6 protein-coding genes are annotated in these 21,708 nt (G+C 74.0%); 2 read left to right on the top strand and 4 right to left on the bottom strand.

Annotated elements, in window-relative coordinates:
* Positions 1-48: 48 nt before the first annotated feature.
* Both IPZ69_RS19115 and IPZ69_RS19110 read right to left on the bottom strand, forming a co-directional pair.
* The gene (locus IPZ69_RS19115) at positions 49-14,268 is read right to left on the bottom strand and encodes a type I polyketide synthase (RefSeq protein WP_235455360.1); all 14,220 of its coding nucleotides are present in this window, start codon (positions 14,266-14,268) and stop codon (positions 49-51) included.
* A gap of 174 nt (positions 14,269-14,442) precedes the next feature.
* Positions 14,443-16,167, bottom strand: coding sequence for a fatty acyl-AMP ligase (locus IPZ69_RS19110; protein WP_235455359.1), 1,725 nt, complete (start codon positions 16,165-16,167; stop codon positions 14,443-14,445).
* A gap of 435 nt (positions 16,168-16,602) precedes the next feature.
* On the opposite strand from IPZ69_RS19110, the gene IPZ69_RS19105 reads away from it, so the two are divergent.
* Positions 16,603-17,697: a baeRF3 domain-containing protein gene (locus tag IPZ69_RS19105; RefSeq protein WP_235455358.1), complete on the top strand. Its 1,095-nt coding sequence runs from the start codon at positions 16,603-16,605 to the stop codon at positions 17,695-17,697.
* Positions 17,698-17,758: 61 nt separating this feature from the next.
* Positions 17,759-18,784 carry a Gfo/Idh/MocA family protein gene (locus IPZ69_RS19100; protein ID WP_235455357.1) on the top strand — a complete coding sequence of 342 codons (1,026 nt, stop codon included), beginning with the start codon at positions 17,759-17,761 and terminating at the stop codon, positions 18,782-18,784.
* Here IPZ69_RS19100 and IPZ69_RS19095 read toward each other — a convergent pair.
* Together IPZ69_RS19095 and IPZ69_RS19090 are read right to left on the bottom strand one after the other, a co-directional pair.
* Complete coding sequence (locus tag IPZ69_RS19095; RefSeq protein ID WP_235455356.1) at positions 18,774-20,798, bottom strand: phosphocholine-specific phospholipase C; 2,025 nt, start codon at positions 20,796-20,798, stop codon at positions 18,774-18,776. The genes IPZ69_RS19100 and IPZ69_RS19095 overlap by 11 nt on opposite strands.
* Before the next feature lie 138 nt (positions 20,799-20,936).
* The gene (locus IPZ69_RS19090) at positions 20,937-21,350 is read right to left on the bottom strand and encodes an SsgA family sporulation/cell division regulator (protein ID WP_235455355.1); all 414 of its coding nucleotides are present in this window, start codon (positions 21,348-21,350) and stop codon (positions 20,937-20,939) included.
* Between the last annotated feature and the right edge of the window lie 358 nt (positions 21,351-21,708).

Here is a 21,708-nt window from a genome sequence, read left to right as displayed (position 1 = left end):
CCTTGTGCACTGTCCTCTCCCTCACTGCTGTCCCTCGCTCTGTCTGAGTCACTGCTGCTCCCAGGACCGGAACGCCCGCAGATGGTCGGGCGTGACCACGACGTCCAGCCGCTCGTCGTCCGGGTCGGCGCCGCCGAGCGCGGCCAGCAGCCGCCGGGCGGGTGCGTTGCGCGGTGTGCGCTCGGCCGACAACCGGACCTTGGCGCAGCCCAGTTCCTCGGCGCGGTCGGCGAGCCACCCCAGCAGGCGCTCCTCGACGCCCCGGCCGAGCGCGCGGCAGCTCATCATCCAGGCGAGCACGTCGAGTTGGCCGCCCTCGGCCCGGAAGGCGAGCAGTGCGATCTGGCCGTAGTCGCCGAACCGGTCGCGGGCCGCCGCCGTCCACACCTCGCCGCGCTCGCGCCACCGGTCGAGGTCCCCGCCGTCGGCGGAGCGGGCGCGCAGGGTGAACTGGTTGGTGCGCCGTACGAGTTGCTCGGCCCGCTGGACGTCGTCCTCGGCCAGGGCCCGGATGTCGACCTTCAGCTCCAGCTGCGCCAGGAACTCCTCGAACCCGCCCTGTTCGCGAACCGCCTCCCGCTCGCGCTCCTGTTCGTAGAAGCGGGCCCGCAGCGCGTCCTCGGCGGTCGCCGCCGCCGGGACCAGCGGCCACAACCGGGCCAGGAACGCGTCGAGTTCGGGGGCCGGCGGGCAGGTCACCGAGAGCACCTGCGGCAGCGCCGCGCGCATCTTGGCGATCTCGGCCGGGTTGTCGTCCAGGAACAGGAAGCTGTCCACGCCGAGGTTGAGCGTGCGCGCCGCCTCGGCGATCCGGGCCGGCTTGGGGCCCCAGGCGGCGGAGAGCACGCTGAAGTGCTCGGCCTTCAGGAGGCTGTCGGGGCGGTCCAGGACGGCCCGCACGGTGGCCTCGTCGTTGTTGCTGACCAGAGCCAGCAGGGCACCCGCCTGCCGCCACCGCAGCAGCCGGCGCGCGAGCAGCGCCCGCGGCCCGGTGAGGTCCACCGCCTCCGGTCCGGCCTCCCCCGCCACGCCGCCCCACAGGGTCTCGTCGCCGTCGACGGCGATGACCTTGGGCGCGGGGCGCCGCACGGTTCGTACCACCTCGGCCAGCGTCAGGGCCACGGCCGCCTGGAAGGCCGGGGTGAAGGGCAGGTGGGCCAGCCGTTCGGTGCGCACGTCGAAGGGGTCGGCGACGGCGTGGTACCGGGTCCAGTCGTCGGGGCCGAGGACCGCGATGCCGGGCGTTTCGGCCAGTTCGGCGGCGATCCCGCGCTCCCATTCGGTGAACCGCTCCGCCTCGCGGGCAGCCGGCAGGAAGCCGACGAGCAGCGGCTTTCCGGTCCGTTCGGCCAGGGTCCGCAGCGCGGCCGGGTACGCGGTGCGCAGCTCGGCCAGCAGCGCGTCGTCGGCCGGGCCGAAGCGCTCCAGGTCGGCCGCGCGCAGCAGCACCGCGCCGACCGTCGTGGCCGGGTCGGCGAAGACGCCGGACGGGTCCTGGAGGGCGGCGAGCACCTGGTGGTACGGCGCCTCGGCGACGCTCACGCCGTCCGCCCCGTCCTGGTTCAGCGCCGCCTCGCACAGCAGCGGCAGGTTGCCGAGGGCGAAGGTCGCGGCGAGGGCGAGGCTGGAGCGCCGTACCTCGACGGGCGCCTCGGCGACCGGGGTGCGGGACGCTTCCAGTGCCACCGCCGTGGCGTCCTCGGCCGTCTCGGCGAGCAGTCGCAGGAACTCCTCCCCCAGTGCGGTGGCGGTGTCCGCGTCCAGGATGTCGAGGTTGTGGTCGAGCCGGAGCGTTCCGGCGTCCGGGGTCATGGTGACCATCAGGTCGAGGTCGGAGTAGCCGATCCCGGCGGGCAGCACCTCCAGGGTGTTCAACCGGCCCGAGAAACGGACGAAGTTGAAGTACACCTCGACGAGCGGCGCGTTCGACCGGTGCAGCCCCTGCTTGGCCAGGGTGGCCAGGACGTCCGAGAACATGGCGCCCTTCGCGAGGATCCTCTCCAAGCGGCCGTCGGTGCGGCGCAGCACCTCCTCGACCGTCTCGCCCGCGGCGGCCTGCGCCGGGAACGGCACGGGCACCCCGAAGAAGCCCACCGCGCCGAACGCGTCGGCGTGGATACGGGTGTCCACGGGCACGGCGAGCGCGAACCGCTCACGCTGCCGCTTCCTGGCCAGCAGCACGGTCAGGGTGCCGAGGCAGAAGGCGGCCGGCGTGACGGCGAGCCGGCTCGCGGCCGCCGAGACCCGCCGCATCAGCCCCTCTGGCAGGGCGACGGTGACGCTGCCCGCCCGGTACGAGCGGGTCTCGGGGCGCGGCCGGGCGAGGGTCAGGTCGAGGCGTTCGCAGCCGTGGAAGCTCTCGCGCCACTCGGCGTCGGCTCCTTCGCCGCCTTCCTGGGCCTCGATCAGCAGGTGGACGTCCCGGTTGGTGACGGTGCCGTCGAGCGGGGTGCCGGACAGTTCGGCGTCGATCTCCCCGGCGACGAGCAGCAGGGACTGCAGGTCGCTCACCGCGTGGTGCGCGCCGAAGACCAGGATCTGGCCGCGCGGGCCGGCGTCGAGCAGTTCGAACCGCCACAGTGACGAGCTCGTCAGGTCGAACGGCGGCTCCAGCAGCCGGCGCAGCCGGTCGGCCGCGTCCGGTGCGGCGTCGGCCGTCCAGCGCAGCAGAGGCCGGGGCGGTTCCCGGTCCACGCGCAGCTGCCGCCTGCCCTCGTCCCCGGTGACGATCGCGGTGCGCAGGGCCGCGTGCCGGGCGGCGAGCCGGTCGAGGACGGCGGTGAGGGACTCGCGGGTGGTCGGCTCGGTGAGCCGGACGGCGAGGCCGACGCCGTGGGCCGCGTCGGGCATGTCCGGCCGGGCACTGCGCAGCAGCCGTACGACGTCCCGGGTGACCGGCAGCAGTTCGGTCGCGGGTACCTCCGCCGCGGGCTCCACGCGCTCCGGCCGCACCGCGACGTCCCGTTCGGGCAGGACCGCGCCCAGCGCGCGGGCGAGGCCGCGGATGTCGGCGGCGGAGAACACGTCGGCGGCCGGGAGTTCGACGCCCAGTTCACGGGCGAAGGCGTTGCGCAGCCGGACCAGCATCAGGGAGTCGAGGCCCAGTTCCTTCAGGGCCGTGGTCGCGAACACGTCCACGGCGCCGCCGGAGACCTCGCCGACCCGGGCGCGTACGTAGGCCTCCAGCCACTCGGCGCGGTCCTCGTCCGTGGTCGCGGCGAAGACCTTCTTGACCAGGTCGTCGGTGTCCGCGCCGCCGGTCGGCAGGGTGATCAGGTCGCCCAGGATCGGGCGGCTGCGCGCGGCGTCCGGGTCGAGGGCGAGCAGGTCCCAGTCGAGGGCGACGGGCGCGAGCTGGCGGCGGGCGGTGGTCAGTACCCGCTCGAACAGCTCGCCGCCGTCCTGTGGGGAGAAGGCGACCAGTCCGGTGCGGCTGGTCTCGGCGGCCCTGGTGCCGGACTCGGCGACCATGCCGACCCCGGCCCAGGCGCCCCAGTCCAGGCTGAGCGCCCGCCGCTCGGTGCGGGAGAGGTGGTGGGCCCAGGCGTCGAGGAAGGCGTTGGCCGCCGAGTACGGGCTCTGTCCGGCCGAGCCGAGCAGACCGGCCACCGAGGCGAACAGCACCAGGTTCCGGGCCTGAGGGACCAGTTCGGTGAGCAGGGCGGTGCCCAGCACCTTGGGGCCGAGGACGCGCAGGACGCGTTCGTCGGTCAGGTTCGCGACGGTGGCGTCGTCGAGGACACCGGCCGCGTGCACCACCGTGGTGATCGGGCCCGCCGTGTGGCGTACGGCGTCCAGGGCGGCCTTGAGTCCGGCGCGGTCGGCGACGTCGGCGCGGGCGAGGTGCACGGTGACGCCGCGTTCCTCCAGTCCGCGGATCCAGGCGGCGGCGTCCGCGCCCGGCGTTCCGCGGCTCATCAGGGCCAGCGTGCGGGCACCGCGGCGCACGAGGCGTTCGGCGACGACCCGGCCGAGGCCGCCGAGGCCACCGGTGATCAGGTGCACGCCGTCGGTGTGAACGGGCTCGCTGTCGTCCGGGCGGGTGCGGGCCAGGCGGGGCACCAGCCGGCCCGACTCGCGCAGGGCGACCAGGCGTTCGTCGTCCGCGTGCCACAGCTGCGTCCACAGCTCCTCGCCGCCGCCGCTCGGCGGCAGGTCGATCAGCGTGGTGGCCAGCTCGGGGTGCTCCTGCGCGACGGCGAGTCCGAAGCCCCAGGCGAGCGCCTGCTCGGGGTGGACGACCCGGGCGCTGTCACCGGCGGCCTGGCTGCCGCGGACGACCACGAACAGCCGGGGCGAGCGGCCCCTCGGACGCTCGGCGAGGGCCCGCACCAGGTGCAGGGTGCTCAGGCAGCCCAGCCGGGCCGCCTCCTCGGCCGTCCGGGTGTCGGCGATGGCCGGGGCGTCGAGCGCGGACAGCTGGACCACCCGCTCGGGCAGCCCGTCCGGGTAGGCCTCGTCCAGCAGACGGGCCAGCTGCGCCGGATCGGCCGGGTCGAGGACGTACCGGCCGGGCCCCTCGACGCCGTACGCCCCGCCCTTGCGCGCGACCACGCACGGCGCCGACTCGGCCAGCCGACGGGTGAGTTCGTCGCCGACCCCGGTCTCGTCGGCGAGGATCAGCCAGCTGCCCTCGTCGGGCGGCTCCGCGGCCTCGGGGCGCGGCTGCCAGCGGGTCTCGAACAGCGCGCCGTCCAGCGGGGACAGCGCGGCCAGCCGGAACTCCCGCATCTCCAGGACGAGTTGCTCGTCCTCGTCCCACAGCCGCAGGTCCAGGGTGGCGGTGTCGCCGTCGATGGACCGCAGGGCGCAGGTCACCCAGGCGGGCGTGGAGCGCAGCCCGGTGAAGCGCACCTGTGCGGCGCCCGCGGGCACGAACGCCCGTCCCTCGGGGGCGTTTGTGGGCAGCGCGGCGGCGTGGAAGGCCGCGTCCAGGACGGCGGGGTGCAGGAGGTGACCGGCGGCGGGCCTGGCGGCGAGTCGGCCGACCGCCGCGGAGTCCGTGCGGTGCCCCTCCTCCAGGCCCCGGAAGAACGGGCCGTACTCGATGCCGAGGGCGGCGAGCCCCGCGTACACCGAGGGCACGTCGACGCGCTCGGCGCACCGCTCGCGCAGCGCGGCGAGGCCTTCGCCCTGCCCGGCGTCGTTCTCGTGCTCGTTCTCGTTCTCGTCGGTGACGGCGATCCGGCCGGTGGCGTGCCGCTCCCAGCGTTCACCGGCGGGGGCGGAGGCGATGGTGAAGTCCCGGAAACCGTTCTCGGCGGGCCGCAGGACCAGTTGGAGGCGTACGGGCCGGTCCTCGGTCAGCCGCAGCGGCCGGACGAAGGCGATGTCGGCCAGGCGCGCCTCGGCGCCGTCGGCCAGGGCGGACGCGGCCTCGATGACCATGTCGAGGAAGGCGGCACCCGGCAGCCACACCTCACCGGTGACCTGATGGTCGGTCAGGTAGGTGAAGCGGGCGTCGCGCAGGTCGATCTCGCTCTGGAAGATGTCCTTGTCCGGCTCGTCGCTGGCCTCGACATGGGTGCCGAGGAGCGGGGAGGTGCCGGTCGCGGTCCGCTGGACGGGGGCGAGCCAGTGGCGTTCGCGGGCGAAGGCGTAGGTGGGCAGGTCGAGCCTGCGGCCCCGCGGGAACAGCGCCGTCCAGTCGGGCGTGTACCCGGCGGTGTACAACTCGCCCAGCCTGCCCGGCAGTACGTCCTGTCCGTCGCGCTGCCTGCGCAGCGAGCCGACGCCGACCGCGTCGATGCCGGCCTCGGCCGCCACCGCCTCGACGGACGAGAGGAGCGAGGGGTGCGGGCTCAGCTCGACGAAGTAGCGGTAGCCGTCGTCCAGCATCCGCCGGACGGTGTCGGCGAAGCGGACCGGCTGCCCGAGGTTGGCGAACCAGTACGCGGCGTCCAGCCGGTCCCCGGCGACGGGTTCGGCCAGCACCGACGAGTACAGCGGGGTGGGCGTGGCGGTGCCCCGGACGTCGGAGAACCGGTCGAGGAGTTCGTCGCGGAGCGGGTCCATGAGCGGGGTGTGCGAGGCGAACGGCGTCGACAGGACGCGGGCGGGGGTGCCCCGCTCGTCGAGGAGCTCCCGCAGCTCGGCCAGCGCCTCGGACTCGCCCGAAACGGCCGTGGCCCGGGCGCTGTTGACAGCCCCGACGAACAGCCGCCCGGCGTACGGTTCGAGCAGCCGCTCGACCTGCGCGCGCGGCAGTTCCACGGACAGCATGCCGCCCCGGCCGACCACCGGCACGACCGCCTGGGCGCGTCCGGTCACCACGGTCACGGCCTCGTCCAGGGTGAGGGCGCCCGCGCTGTAGGCGGCGGCGATCTCGCCGAGGCTGTGTCCGACGACCGCGTCCGGGGTGACGCCGAGCTCGCGCCAGGCGGCGGCGAGGGAGGCGTTCATCGCGAACAGGACGGGCTGGAGGTACTCCGTGCGGTCGAGCGGGGAGAACTCCTCCGGTGCGCGCAGCACGTTGAGCACCGACCAGCCTGCGTACCGCTGGACGGCCTCGTCGATCCGGGTCAGCTCCTGCCGGAAGGCCTCCGAGTGGGACATCAGCTCCAGGCCCATGCCGGTCCACTGGCCGCCGTGTCCGGCGAACACGAAGGCCACCTTGCCGGACTGCTCCTCGCGGGGCGGGGTCAGCGGCTTGCGCCCGTTGCCCAGCACCTTGAGGGAGGTGAGGAGTTCGTCCCGGTCGCCCGCCAGGACCGCCGTGCGCCACTCGAAGTGGCTGCGGTGGCGGGCCAGGGTGTGGGCGAGGTCCGGGAAGGGGGTGTCGGCGGTGACGTGGTGGGCCAGCCGGGCCGCCTGCCCGCGCAGGGCACTCTCGCTGCGCCCGGACAGGACGAACAGCCGCTTGCCCGGCGGGAGTTCGCGCGGCGGTGCGGTCGCGGCGGGCGGCGCCTCCTCGACGATCACATGGGCGTTCGTGCCGCTGATCCCGAAGGCGCTGACCCCGGCGCGCCGGACCCGCTCCCCCGAGGACGGCCAGTCCACGTCCTCCTGGAGCAGCCGCAGCCCGCTGTCCTGCCACTCGACGTGCCGGCTGGGCGTACCGGCGTGCAGGGTGCGCGGCAGGGTCCGGTGCCGCAGCGACTGGACGACCTTGATCAGCCCGGCCACGCCCGAAGCCGCCTGCACATGCCCGATGTTGGACTTGAGGGAGCCCAGATACAGGGGGCGGTCCTGGGGGCGCGAGTCGGCGAAGACCTCGGACAGGGCGTTCGCCTCGATCGGGTCGCCCAGCGTCGTACCGGTGCCGTGGGCCTCCACGTAGTCGATGTCGCCGGGCCGCAGTCCCGACACCTCCAGCGCCCGGCGGATCACCTGCTCCTGAGCCGGGCCGTTCGGCGCGGACAGCCCCTGGCTGCGGCCGTCCTGGTTGACGGCCGTGCCGCGCAGCACGGCGAGCACCTCGTCACCGTCGCGGCGCGCGTCACCGAGTCGCTTCAGTACGAGCATGCCGGCGCCCTCGGCCCAGATCGCGCCGTCGGCGTCGTCGGAGAAGGAGCGGCAGCGGCCGGTCGGGGACAGTCCGCGCAGTCGGCTGAACTCGACGAAGGTCTGCGGCGTCACCATCAGCGTCACACCGCCGGCCAGCGCCAGGTCGCACTCTCCGGAGCGCAGCGCCTGTGTGGCCAGGTGGGTGGCGACGAGCGACGACGAGCAGGCCGTGTCCACGGTCATCGCCGGTCCGTGCAGCCCCAGCGCGTAGGCGAGGCGTCCCGAGGCCACGCTCAGCGCCGAGCCCGTACCCACGTATCCGTCGAGCTGATCGAGCCGGGAGCCGGACAGGTAGTCGCTGCCGAACATGCCGACGTACACACCCGTGGTGCTGCCCGCCAGCCGCGCGGGCACGATCCCGGCGCGCTCCAGCGCCTCCCAGGCCGTCTCCAGGAGCAGCCGCTGCTGCGGGTCCATGGCGGCGGCCTCCTTCGGGGTGATGCCGAAGAAGCCCGCGTCGAAGGACTCGATGTCGTCGAGGAAGCCGCCCTCACGGGCGTAGGACTTGCCGGGGGCGTCCGGGTCGGGGTCGTACAGCGACTCCACGTCCCAGCGGTCCGCCGGGAACGGGCCGACCGCGTCCCGGCCCTCGGCGACCAGGCGCCACAGGCCCTCCGGGTCGCCGACCCCGCCGGGCAGCCGGCAGGCCATGGCGACCACGGCGATGGGCTCGTCGGTCGCGGCGGTGCTCGTGGCGGCCGGGGCGGGGGCGGCCTGCCGCGTCGGGCGGCCGTCCGTCGTGAGGACGTGGGTCAGGAGGTAGCCGGCCAGCCGGTCCGCGGTGGGGTGGTCGAAGAGGAGGGTGGCGGGGAGCCGGGCTCCGATGCGGGTGCCGATGCGGTTGCGGAGCTCGACCGCGGTCACCGAGTCCATGCCGAGGTCGCGCAGCGGCTGGTCGGGGCGGACGGACTCGGCCGAGCGCAGGCCGAGGGCGCGGGAGACCTCGTCGCGGACCAACGCCCGGACGCGGTCGGCGCGTTCGGCCTCGGGCAGCCGGGCCAGACGGTCGGCCAGGCCCCGGCCGTCGGCGCCGTCCCGGCCGGTGCGGGGCGCGGGCAGCAGGGAGCGCCACAGCGCGGTGTCGGCCGCGCCGCCGTCGCGCAGACGGGGCAGGTCCAGGGCCCAGGCGACCAGGTGCGGGGCGTCGCGCCGCAGGGACAGTTCCACCAGGTCGCGGCCCTGGTCGGCGGTGAGGGGGCGGTGGCCGAGGCGGGCCATGCGGTCGAGGTCGGCGTGGGCGGCGGCGAGGCCCTCGCCCGCCCAGGCGCCGAAGGAGACGGAGACGCCGGGCAGGCCCAGCGCCCGGCGGTGGTGGGCCAGTTGGTCCAGGAAGACGTTGGCCGCGGCGTAGTTGCCCTGGCCCGCGTTGCCGACGACACCGGCGGCCGAGGAGACCAGCAGGAACAGGTCGAGGGGCGCGTCCGCGGTGAGCCGGTGCAGATGGGCGGCGCCGTCCAGCTTCGGCCCCAGCACCCGCGCGAGGCGCTCGGGCGTGAGCTCCGCGACCACCCCGTCGTCCAGGACGCCGGCGCAGTGCACGACACCGCGCAGCGGCGCCGCGTCAGCGACCATGGCGAGTACGTCGGCCAGGGCCGCCGCGTCGGCGACGTCGCAGGCCGCCACCTCGACCTCGGTGCCGAGCGCCGCCAGTTCGGCGGCGAACTCGGCGGACCGGGGATCGTCCGGGCCCTGACGCGAGGTCAGGAGTAGGCGGGGGACGCCGTGTTCGGCGAGCAGCCGGGCGATCTGCCGGCCCACGGCGCCCAGTCCGCCGGTGATCAGGACCGTGCCGTCGGTGGGGACCAGGGTGGGGGTGCCGGCCAGGTCGAGGACCACGGGCCCGGCACAGGCGGCGCGACGGCGCAGCGCCTCGCGGGCGGCGGTGACGGGGAGGACACGGGGCTTGTCGGCGACGGCCGCGGTGAACGGCACCTCGTCGGCGAGCACCGTGACCCGTGCCGCGTCGGCCGTCGCCTCGGAGCCGGGCGCGGTGTCGGCGGTGGCTGCCACCCGCAGTCCGGGGGCGAGCCCCTCGACGTCGGCCGCGACCTCGGTGATTACACCGGCGCACACCGTGCCGGCCGTGGCGTCGCCGTCGGGCGCCGGGAGCGCGAGGGCGTGCACCTGGATGCGGACCTGTCCGGGGGCCAGGGGTCGACGCTCGGCGGGCTTGAGGACGGGCTCGGTCGCGGACAGCTCGTAGTGGTCGCCGGGCGGGACGCGCAGCGTGTCCGCGGGCCGGGCACGGATCAGCCGCGGAGCGAGCAACGCACCGGCTCGCAGGGCGAGTTCGGGTTCGTCGGCGTGGCCGACGGCGGCCGGCACCCCCGCGCGGGCGGAGTCGTCGAGGTCGAGCAGGGTGAGCCCGAGGTCCGGGTGCTCGGCGCGGGCGCTGCGCGCCAGGCCCCACAGCACCGACTGGGCCAGGCCGGACACCGTGTCCCCGTCGGCGGCGGCCACGGCTCCCCGGGTCACCCAGACGGTCCGTGCGGGCGTTCGTTCGGCGGGCTGGGCGATCAGGGTGTGCAGCTCGTCCAGTGCGGCGACCGCCAACTCCCGTGCCGCGGCGGCGGGTTCGGCATCCTGCGCCGGGAGGGGCCAGAACCGCAGGACGACGTCGGCACCCGTCCCCTTCTCCGTCCCGTTCTCGTCCTCGCTCTCGGACCCGATCTCGGCCCCGTTCTCCGCCACGTCGAGGCCGCGCAGGGCCGCCTCGACCCGCGGGTCCGTCCGGTCGCCGACGACCGCCCACCGAGTGCCGGGAGCGGCGGCGGGTTCCTCGGTCACGGCCGTCCACGCCACCTCGTACAGGTGCCGCCCGTTCTCCGAGCCGGCGTCGAGGTCGGCCGGGTCGGCGGCCCGCAGACGTACGCCCTCCAGGCGCCCGGCGGGGAGCCCGTCGGTGTCCCACAGGGTCACGTCCAGCGTGAGGTCCGTGGCGGACCGGCCGGTGCGCCGCACCGACGCGGTCAGGTCGCCTGCGCCGCCGGGCGGCAGGACACAGCGGCCCACCGCGACGGGCAGCAGCACCCGGCCGCCGTCGGCGGCGCTCCCTTCGAGGGCCGCGGCCACGTGCAACGCGGCGTCCAGCAGGGCCGGGTGGACCGGGTACGGGTCGGTCACGTCGTGGGCCACGGACGGCAGCGACAGGCGTGCCAGCAGGGCGCCGTCGCCGGTCACGACCGCCGAGCGCACCCCCTGGAAGGCGGGGCCGTAGCCCAGGCCGAGCGCGGTGAGCCGCTCGTACGTCTCGGGGCTCCAGGCCTCTTCGGCCGTCTCCGGCCACACGGGCGGCTGCCCCGCCGCGACGGGCGTGGACTCGGCGGCGGACGCGGTGGCGTGCAGGGTCCAGCCGTCGGCGCCCCGGCCGCGCGGCCGGCTGTGCACGGTGATCTCCGGTACGGGACCGGCGGTGACGACCTCGACGGACACCTCGACCGTGCCGGCGGCCGGCAGCACGAGGGGGCTGAGCAGAAGCAGGTCGGTGACGTCGGCGGGGCTGTCCGGGCGGGCCACGTCGAGGGCGGCGCGGCACAGCTCCATCAGGGTGGTGCCGGAGACCACGGTCCGGCCGAACACGGCGTGGTCGGGCAGCCAGTCGGCGGTGGCCGGGGACCACTCGCCCCGGAAGGTCCAGCGGGTCTCGTCCGCCGACTGGAGCTGGATGCCGAGGAACGGGTGCGCGGCACGGTCGAACAGGCCGGGTCCGCCGGTGCCGGACTCGGGCTCGATCCAGTGGCGCTGCGGGTCCCAGGCGTACGTCGGCAGCTCCACCGGCGCGGTGCCGGCGACCAGCCGGCGCCAGTCGATGTCCCGGCCGTGGACGTGGAGTTCGGCGGCGGCGCGGTCCAGGCAGGCGGGGCCGTCCTCGTCGCGGCGCAGCGAGCCGACCGCGAGCAGGTCGTTTCCGGCGTCCTCGCCGATGGTGCGCACGGCGGTGAGCAGGGAGGGGTGGGGGGAGAGTTCGACGAAGTGGCGGTAGCCGTCGGCCGCCATGCGCGCCACGGTCGGCGCGAAGCGGACGGTCTCGCGGAGGTTGGTGTACCAGTAGTCGGCCGCCAGCTCCGTGGTGACCGGCTCGCCGGTGACGGTGGAGTACCAGGCGACGGACGTCGGGCAGGTGACGACGCCGTCGAGGTCGTCGAGGATCGTCGTACGGACCGGTTCGACGCGGTCGCTGTGGGAGGCGTAGTCGACGTCGAGGCGGCGGACGAACACCTGGCGTGCTTCCAGGTCGGCGAGCACGGCCTCCAGGGGCGCCACGGCACCGGCGATCACCGTGGACCGGCCGCTGTTCACCGCCGCGACAAAGACGCCTTCGGGGAGCAGGGCCTCGACCTCGGTGTGGGGCAGGGCGACGACACCCATGGTGCCGGTACCGGACACCTCGGTCAGGGCCTGGCTGCGCAGGGCGACCACGGCGGCCGCGTCGTTGAGGCTGAGCGCCCCGGCGACACAGGCGGCGGCGACCTCGCCCTGGCTGTGCCCGATCACGGCGTCCGGGCGCACGCCCCACGCCCGCCACACGGCCGCCAGGGACACCATCACGGCGAACAGCACCGGCTGGACGACGTCCACCCGGTCGAGCGACGGGGCGCCCGCGTCACCGCGCAGCACCGCCGTCACCGACCACTCGGTGAACGGGCGCAGGGCGGCGTCGCAGCGGTCGAGTTCGTCGGCGAACACCGGGTCCCGGTCGAGCAGGTCACGGGCCATGCCGGACCACTGGGCGCCCTGCCCGGGGAACACGAACGCCACCTTGCCCGCGGGGAGGGTCTCCTGGGGGCCGACGGTGCGGTCGCGGTCCGGCTCTCCCTCGGCGAGTTCACGCAGGGCGGTGACCAACTCCTCGCGGTCGGCGGCCTGGACGACGGCACGCTGCTCGAAGTGGGTGCGGTGGTGGGCGAGCGTGCCGGCCAGGGCGGGCAGCGGCAGGTCCGGCCGCGCTTCGAGCGCCGCGAGGAGCCGTCCGGCCTGTCCCCGGAGGGCGGGGAGGCTGCGGGCGGAGAGCGGGAAGAGGGTCGCCCGGGGCGATTCCCCGGCGGGGCTCGTACGAGGCGATCCCTCAACGGGGCTCGTGCGGGAGGATTCCCCGGCGAGGTCCGTGGGCGACGGCTCCCCTGCGCCGTTCTCCAGGTTCGGCTCGGCCGGTGCCTCCTCCAGTACCACGTGGGCGTTGGTGCCGCTGATGCCGAAGGCGCTCACGCCGGCCCGCCGTACCCGCTCCGCGTCCCGCGGCCACGCCTGCGCGGAGTCCGCGACGCGCAGACCGCTGTCCGTCCAGTCGATGTGCTCGGTGAGGGACTCGGCGTGCAGGGAGGCCGGTATCCGCTCGTGGCCGAGGGCCAGCACCGTCTTGATGACGCCACCGATGCCCGCCGCGGCCTGGGTGTGACCGATGTTGGACTTCAGGGAGCCGATCCCGAGCGGCCGCTCGGCGGGCCGTCCCGGCCCGAACACGTTGGCCAGCGCGCGGCCCTCGATCGGGTCGCCGAGGCGGGTGCCCGTGCCGTGCGTCTCCACGTAGTCCAGGTCGTCCGGACGCAGCCCGGCGGCGTCGAGGGCGGCGCGCAGCACCCGCTCCTGCGCCGGGCCGTTGGGAGCGCTCAGCCCCTGGCTGCGGCCGTCCTGGTTGATCGCCGAGCCCTTGACGACGGCCAGCACCCGGTCGCCGTCCCGGCGGGCGTCAGCGAGCCGCTTGAGCAGCACCAGGCCACAGCCCTCGGCCCACACCACACCGTCGGCGTCGGCCGAGAACGGGCTGCACCGCCCGGACGGCGACAGCCCGCGCAGCCGGCTGAACTCGACGTGTCCGCGCGGCGTGACGAGCAGCGTCGCGCCGCCCGCCAGCGCGAGGTCGCACTCGCCGCTCGCCAGCGCCCGCGCCGCCAGGTGCAGCGCGACCAGGGAGGACGAGCAGGCGGTGTCGACGGTCACGGCCGGGCCCTGGAGGCCGAGGGTGTAGGCGATGCGCCCAGAGGCGACGCTGGCCGCCGAGCCGGTGCCGACGTGCCCGTCGAGCTGGCCGAGCGAGGCCGCGGCGAGGTATCCGCTGTCGTACAGGCCGATGTAGACGCCCGTGGAACTGCCGTTCAGGGTCTCGGGGACGATCCCGGCGCGCTCGAACGTCTCCCACGTGGTCTGCAGCAGGAGCCGCTGCTGCGGGTCCATCGCCGCCGCCTCGCGCGGGGAGATCCCGAAGAAGGAGGCGTCGAAGCGGTCGATGGTGTCGAGGAAGCCGCCGCGCAGGGTGTAGGCCTTGCCGGTCGCCTCCGGATCGGGGTCGTGCAGGCCATGGGTGTCCCAACGGCCCGCGGGCACCTCGCGGACGGCGTCCTCGCCCGCGGCCAGCAGCCGCCACAGCGCCTCGGGGTCCTCGGCGCCGCCGGGGAACCGGCAGGCCATGGAGATGATCGCCACGTCGTCGTCCGGCCGGACCGTGCCGCGCTCCGGCGCGGAGGCCGTCGGTGCCGGCGGGGCGGGCCGCTCCTCCAGGACCGCTTCGGAGATCGCCGCGATCGTGGGGTGGTTGAAGACCAGGGACGGTTCGAGCGTCCGGCCGATCCGTTCGGACAGCTCGGCGGCGAGCGTCACCAACTGGCGTGATCCGATGCCGAATTCGGCGATCGGGCGGCCCGGGTCGACGGCCGCCGGGTCGATTCCGGCCGCCTCGGCGACGGCCGATGTCAGCCAGGCCCGTATGTCCTCGGGGGTCACCGGGGACGGCTCGGGGGACTGCTTCGGGGACTCGTTCGCAGGCATCGGGGCAGGTGTCCTCGTGAACTCGGGCTCAGGCGGATTCCGTACGGCTGCGCGCGGTACGGCGAAGGCGAAGGCGGCGTACGGGCAGCACGGACCGCCGTACGCGGAACCAAAGGGGAAGGCGCTACGGGCCGCACCCCGCCGGCGCGCTCGTGGCGCGCCGGCGGCGGGCGGTCATCCGGCGACGGACGCGCCGATCGGGGAGAGGATGCCGTCGAGGTACGCCGCCCGGGTGGCGCGGCGCTGGATCTTCCCGCTGGACGTCTTCGGGATGGTGCCGGGGTGGACCAGCACGACGTCGCGGACCGACAGCACGTGGGACTCGCCGATCGCGCTGCGGATCAGATCGGTGATCTTCTCGGAGTCACCGGCCGCGTCGGGCGCCACCTCGGCGACCACGACGACCTGTTCGCCCTCCACACCCGAGTCCACGGAGAACGCGGCGGTGCAGCCGGGCCGCAGGGCCGGGTGGGACAGTTCGGCGGACAGCTCCAGGTCCTGCGGGTAGTGGTTCCGGCCGTCGATGACGATCAGGTCCTTCAGACGGCCGGTGACGAACAGCTCGCCGCCGCGCAGGAATCCAAGGTCGCCGGTGCGCAGGAAGCGGCCCTCGTGACCGGTGAGCGTGGCGCGGAACGTCTCGCGGGTGGCGAGGGCGTTGCGCCAGTAGCCCTTGGCGACGCTCTCGCCGCCGACCCAGATCTCGCCGACCTCGCCCTCGGGCAGTTCCTCCTGCCGCTCGGGGTCGGCGATCGCCACGGTCGTGCCGGGGCCGGGGCGGCCGGAGCTCACGGCGGCCGCGTCCGCCTCGCCCGCGTGCGGGCCGGTCGCGGCGGCCTCCAGCAGGGTCGGCGGGGTGTCCACCGTGCCGCCGGTGACCATCAGCGTGGCCTCGGCCAGGCCGTAGCAGGGGTAGAGGGCCTCGCGGCGGAAACCGGCCTCGCCGAAGGTCTCGGCGAAGCGGCGCAGGGTTGCCGCGCGGACCGGTTCGGCGCCGTTGAAGGCGACCTTCCAGCTGCTCAGGTCGAGGCCGTCGAGCAGGTCCGGGCCGGCGTGCTTGAGGCACAGCTCGTAGGCGAAGTTGGGGCCGCCGCTGGTGTGCGGGCGGTAGCGGCTGACGGCGGTCAGCCAGCGGGCCGGCTGCTGGAGGAAGTGCAGCGGCGAGAAGAGGGTGGCCGTGGCGCCGAGGTAGACGGTGTTGAGGACCGGCCCGATGAGGCCCATGTCGTGGTACACGGGCAGCCAGCTGACGAACATCTCGTGGTCGTACGCGGCCAGCGTGTCCGGGGTGTGGCCCATCCGCTCCGTGATGACCCGCTCGTTGTCCAGCAGGTTCCCGTGGGTGACCATCACGCCGCGCGGGGCGGAGGTGGAGCCGGAGGTGTACTGGAGGAAGGCGACGGAGTCGGCGGTGAGGTCGGGTTCGCGCCAGGCGGCGGCCGTCTCGTCGGGGATGTCCTCGGTGGCGACGCGGGCGATCCCGTCGAGTTCGGGCAGGTGCTCCGCCATGGCGTCGAGGGCGGCGATCACGTCGCGTCCGCCCAGGATGACCTTGGCGTCGGCGTCGGCGATCAGGCGCTTCATACGGGTCAGGGCGCGGTGGTTCTGCGCCCGGCCCTGCGGGGGCACGCCCGGGACGGCGACGACTCCGGCGGACAGGCAGCCCAGGTAGCCGCAGATGAAGTCCAGGCCGGGCGGGTACAGCAGCATGGCGCGGGAACCGGCCAGCCCGCGTTCCTGCAGCCAAGCGGCGACGGCCCGGGACCGGACGGCGAGACGGGCGTAGGTGAGCGACTGGGTCTGTGCGTCGCTGTCGCCGGTGACGAGGTAGCGGTAGGCGGTCCGATCAGGGTGGTTCGAGGCGTGCGTGGTCAGTAAGTCGACCAGTGAACGTGCCATGTGACGAGTCTCACCTGTCTGAATAGGTGGGCGAGGAAACCGAGTTCGAGGGTCGCGGCTCGTGTGCGCGTGCGTGTCGTGTCCAACCCGGCCCCCTTGCCGGGCTGTTCGACACGGCCCCCCCGTCATGGACGTCGCGCGTCCGGCGACTCCACGTGCTCCCCCGCTGCAGCTTGCTACCGACAAGTAACACCATAGCAAGCCTGATTGATCGAAATGCCGAACGCATGTAAACGCTGCGTGTCCGAAAAGCGACCCGATCTGACGGCCCGTGACAGCCGGATGAACAGGGCGAGTGGATCATTCCCTCACCGGCGCGCCCCGCCGTGCCGCGCCCGTGGCGCCGGCCCGTGCCGCGCGCGGCACGTCCACCCTCGCGGCACGCGGAGGACTACCCCAAATGCCCGATCCGTGAATCGGTCCTATCGTTCTGTTATGGAGCACGCACTCAGTCCCGCGATCCTCGCCGAGCTGCGCCGCCCGCGTCCCTATCCCGCGGTGTCCGTGCTGACGCCCACGCACCGACGTGAGCCGGAGAACACCCAGGATCCGGTCCGGCTGCGCAATGTCGTGGCGGAGGCCAAGAAGCAGCTGGAGGCCGATCCCTCGGTCACCCGGGAGCGGCGCGTCGACGTCGCCGACCAGCTCGACCGGGCCCTCAACGAGGTGGACCTGGCGCACGCCGAGGACGGCCTGGTGATCTTCGCCGCGCCGGGCGAGCACCAGGTGTGGTCCCTGCCCCGTTCCGTGCCCGAGCGCGTGGTGCTGTCGGACACCTTCCTGACCCGCAACCTGGTCTCCGCGCAGGCCGCCGAGCGGCCGTTCTGGGCGCTCTCGGTCTCCGCCGACCACGTCACGCTGTGGAACGGCGGCCCCGAGCGGGTCACCGAGGCACGTGTCGGCGGCTTCCCGCTGGCCCGCAGCCGTGCGAATTTCGACGCGGAGCGCCGGATGCAGATCGGCGACAACCCGAGCACGTTCCGCGACGAGGACACCCGGCACTTCCTGCGCGAGGCGGACACGGCGCTCGCGGCGGTCCTGCGCGACGACCCGCGGCCGCTGTACGTCACCGGCGAGCAGGCCGCCCTGTCCGCGCTGGACGAGGTCGGCAGCGTCGTCCGGGACGCCGTGCACGTCCCGCACGGCGGTCTGGCGAACGGCACCCCCGAGGCCGTGTGGCAGGCCCTGCGGCCGCCGCTCGACGCGGAGGCCCGCAGGGACACCGCCACCGTGGCCCACGAGCTGGACTCGGCCCGGGGCCGCAAGACGTTCGCCGCCGGCCTGGACGAGGTCTGGCAGAACGCCCGCGAGGGCCGGGTCCGGCTGCTCGCCGTCGAGGAGAACTACCGGATGACGGTCCGCGACGACGGCGACCATCTGATTCCGGCCGTGAGCGGCGACCTCGACGCCCGCGAGGACATCGTCGACGAGATCGTCGAGCAGTGCCTGGAGACCGGCGCCGCCGTGCGCTTCGTACCGGACGGCACCCTGGACGACGCGCGCGGGATCGCGGGGGTGCTGCGCTACTGAGAACGCCCCTTCCGGTCGGCGTACGCTACGGCGTGATCGTCGACCGGGAGGGAGTGCGCGGGTGGGTGACCTGCTGGGCGTCGCGGTACTGGGTGCCGGACACATGGGCGCGGACCACATACGACGTATCGATCGCGTGGTGAATGGCGCCAGGGTCGCGGCGGTGGCCGATCCCGATGCCGCACGCGTAGAGGAGGCGGTCGCGGGCCTGGACGGGGTCTCGGTGCACACGGAGGCGGTGTCCGCGCTCGACGCGCCCGGTGTCGAGGCCGTCCTGATCGCCTCGCCCGGTCCCGCGCACGAGGAGGCCCTGCTCGCCGCGTTCGCGCGCGGGCTGCCGGTACTGTGCGAGAAGCCCATGGTGCCGGACTCCACGGGCGCGCTGCGGGTGGTGGAGGCAGAGGCCCGGCTGGGACGGCGGCTGGCGCAGATCGGGTTCATGCGCCGCTACGACACCGAGTACCGGCGTCTGAAGGCCCTGCTGGACGGCGGCACGCTGGGGCGGCCGCTGATGCTGCACTGCACCCACCGCAACGTCTCCTCGCCGCCCGACTTCACCAGCGCCATGCTGGTCAACAGCTCCGTCTCGCACGAGATCGACGCGGCCCGCTGGCTGCTCGGGCAGGAGCTGACCGCCGTGACCGTGCTGCGTCCGGCGTCCTCGGGGGGCGCCCCGGCGGGGCTGATCGACCCGCAGTTCGTGCTGTTCGAGACCGAGCGGGGCGCCCTGGTGGACGTCGAGGTGTTCGTCAACTGCGGTTTCGGCTACCAGGTGCGGTGCGAGGCCGTCTGCGAGGCGGGCAGCGCCCGGATCGGCGACGAGCACACCATGGTGGTCACCGCGCGGGGCAGTGCGCGCGAGGAGGTCGCGCAGGACTACCTCGTCCGGTTCGCCGACGCCTACGACCGCGAGGTGCAGGCCTGGGTCGACGCCACCCGGCAGGGCCGCGTCACCGGGCCGGGCGCCTGGGACGGCTACGCGGCGTCCGTGGTCGCCGAGGCGGGGGTCCGGGCGCTGGAGACCGGCGGCCGGGTGGCCGTCGAGCTCGCCCCGCGCCCGGACCTGTACGCCGGGGTCAGCCGCTGACGCTCGCGGCACCCGTCTCCAGGTGGCCGGTGAACCGGCGCGACCAGCTCGCGTCGGAGTCGACGGTCACCGTGAAGTCGTACCAGCCGTTCGTGTAGGCGACCGCGTTGAAGTAGTCCTCCGTGGCGGCGCCTGCTGCGACGGTGTAGGTCCAGGGGCCGTCACCGCGGTAGTGGTTGGAGGTGATGGTGAACCTCACGGACGACGCACCCGAGTTGGCCATCCTGAAGTAGATCGCCAGCTTGCCCGTGCCGGGCTCCACGGCGTAACGGGTGCTCACCTCGGCCGTCTTGCCCGCCTTGGTGGCGTCGCCCTGGAAGCGGCGCAGGAACCGGTTGGGGCCGACCATGCTCAGGTCGTACTTGCCGGAGCCGTAGCCGAGACCGATGTTGAAGTAGTCGGAGGCGGTGCCGCCCGGCTCGACGGTGTACTGCCAGGGCGTGGAGTCGCGGTAGGCGTTCGGGTGGATGGAGAAGTGCGCCGCCCGGGCCGCCGGTCCGCCCTGGTTGGTCATGGTGAACCAGGCGAGGATCTTGCCGGCGGAGCCGAACTCCAGCCGGTCCAGGTGGCCGCCCGGCTGATAGGGCAGCGCACGGGCCGGACGGGTGCCGGGCTCCTGGGCGGGCAGGGCGTTGTTCGTCGGCACCGGGTTGGGCAGCGGGCCGCAGGTGTCGATGCCGATGACGCTCGTCGCGGGCAGGGACACCGCGCCGTGGACCGGGTGGGCGAAGTCGAAGACGCCCGTCAGGTCGCCGCTGACCTTGCGCCGCCAGTCGCTGATGTTGGCACACCGCGCGGGCTTGCCGAGGGCCGCGGTCCAGGTCTCCAGGAAGCGCAGCACCGAGGTGTGCTCGAAGACCTCGGAGGAGACCCAGCCGCCGCGCGTCCAGGGCGAGACGACGATCATCGGGACCCGGAAGCCGAAGCCGAACGGCGTGCCGTTCAGGAACTCACCGGCGGTGCCGGCGGGCGGGGCCGGCGGCGGGACGTGGTCGAAGAAGCCGTCGTTCTCGTCGTAGTTGAGGAACAGCACCGTGGAGTCGAAGACGTCCGGGTCGGCGGCGAGGGCCTGGTAGACGAGGTTGACGAAGTGGGCGCCGTCGCCGGGCGGGGCGTACGGGTGCTCGGAGAAGGCCTGGTTGGGGACCACCCAGGAGACCTGCGGGAGCGTGCCCGCGAGGACGTCCGCCTTGATGGCGGCGGCGATGTCGTCGGGGGTCGAGCCGGTCGCCCTCGGGACGGAGGACATGCCCCGGTCGTAGAGGGGGTCGCCCGGCTTGGCGTCGGCGAAGTTCTTGAAGTAGGCGCAGGCGTTGTCGCCGTAGTTGTCCGCCGCGTTCTGGTAGACCCTCCAGCTCACTCCGGCGGCCTGCAGCGCCTCGGCGTAGTTCTGCCAGGTCAGTCCGGACTCGTCGCCGCCGTCGTAGCTGGAGGAGTCGACCTTGCCGCTCCACAGGTAGGTGCGGTTGGGGCCGGTCGCGCTGAGGGTGGAGCAGAAGTAGGCGTCGCAGATCGTGTAGTTGTCGGCGAGCGCGTAGTGGAAGGGAATGTCGGAGCGGTCCAGGTAGCCCAGCGAGCGGACGTTTCCGACGCCCAGGACCCAGTTGTCGAGACGGCCCTTGTTCCAGGCGGAGTGCTGCGAGGACCAGGAGTGCGGGAGGTCGCCGTTGCACTGGGCGAGAGTCTCGCCGTCCTTGCCGCCCGCGGGCGGGGTCGCGCTGAGCTTCCAGGGGTACTGACGGCTCAGCCAGTTCGGCTGGTTGAAGACGGAGTAGCCGCCGCTGAGCGTGATCCCACTGCGGTCGTCGAAACCGCGCACGCCCTTCAGGCGCCCGAAGTAGTGGTCGAAGCTGCGGTTCTCCTGCATGAGGATCACCACGTGCTTGACGTCCTGGATGGTGCCGGTCGCCGCGCTCTGGGCAGCTGCCGCCGTCCGCGCGCCGGCGCCCACCGCCACGCCCGCCGCCACGGAAGCGCCGAGCCCCACGAAGCCTCTTCGGCTGATCGGTGTCATTCGCCCCGTCCTCGTCACCGGTGTGCCCCTGTGGCACACCGCGCGCCAGGGTGCACGGGGTGATCGTCAAGGTCCATACCCGTGCGGTGAGACGAAGGTGAACAGAATTCAAAACCGCCGGCGGGCGCCGGCCCGGCGTCACACCCCGCCGAAGAGAGCGCTCAGCCCGCGCTCGACGACCGCGCCCACGTCCTCCTCCCCGGCCGGCACCACGGCGTAGCTGCGCAACAGGAAGCGGCGCAGCACCACGGTGTCGAACAGGAGCAGGGCGAGGGCGTACGGCGAGTGGAACTCCAGGACCGTGCGCGTCCGGCCGCACGGCCAGATCTGCACGTCCCCGTGCCCGGCCGGCATGCTCAGCCCCTCGTCGAGGAGGGAGCGCGCGAACGTCCATGTGACGCAGTCGCCGTCGAGGGTCGCGTCGGGAGGGAAGTCGAAGTACACGGCCAACGGATCGTCAGAGGTGTAGCGGAGCGTGACGGGCACGGGGACCTCGCGGTCCTCGGTCGTGACCAGGTGGGCGCGGGCCGGCTGCGCGAAGCTGATGTCCATGTCTTTAGGAGTCCGTACCGGCGCCTCACATGACGCGAAAATCGGACAGACTTGGTGCGACACGCGCCATGCCGGGCCGGGGCCGCCGACGGCATAGAACAAAAGCACATCGAACACCCGCTTGAGCGCGACACGGAAAGCCCGCCCGATCGGTCAAGTCGCGTACGCGGTCTACGACTTGCGCCACCACCGCGCGTACGCCAATGAGCCCGCCCGACCACTCCGCGAAGACTCTGGCATATGCCAGAAGCACCACCGGATCGTGTGTTGCCAAATCCCTTACAGGGCGTCGCGGGCTGTGCAACAGTCGTAACGGTCCCTCCCGTCCTCCTTGGCCGTATCGTCCCCGCATCGGAGT

Origin of the sequence: Streptomyces olivochromogenes, assembly GCF_021538895.1 — a bacterium.
Lineage (GTDB): Bacteria > Actinomycetota > Actinomycetes > Streptomycetales > Streptomycetaceae > Streptomyces > Streptomyces olivochromogenes_A.
The sequence above is the reverse complement of the archived record's forward strand: the minus strand, read 5'-3'. Positions and strand labels throughout refer to the sequence as shown.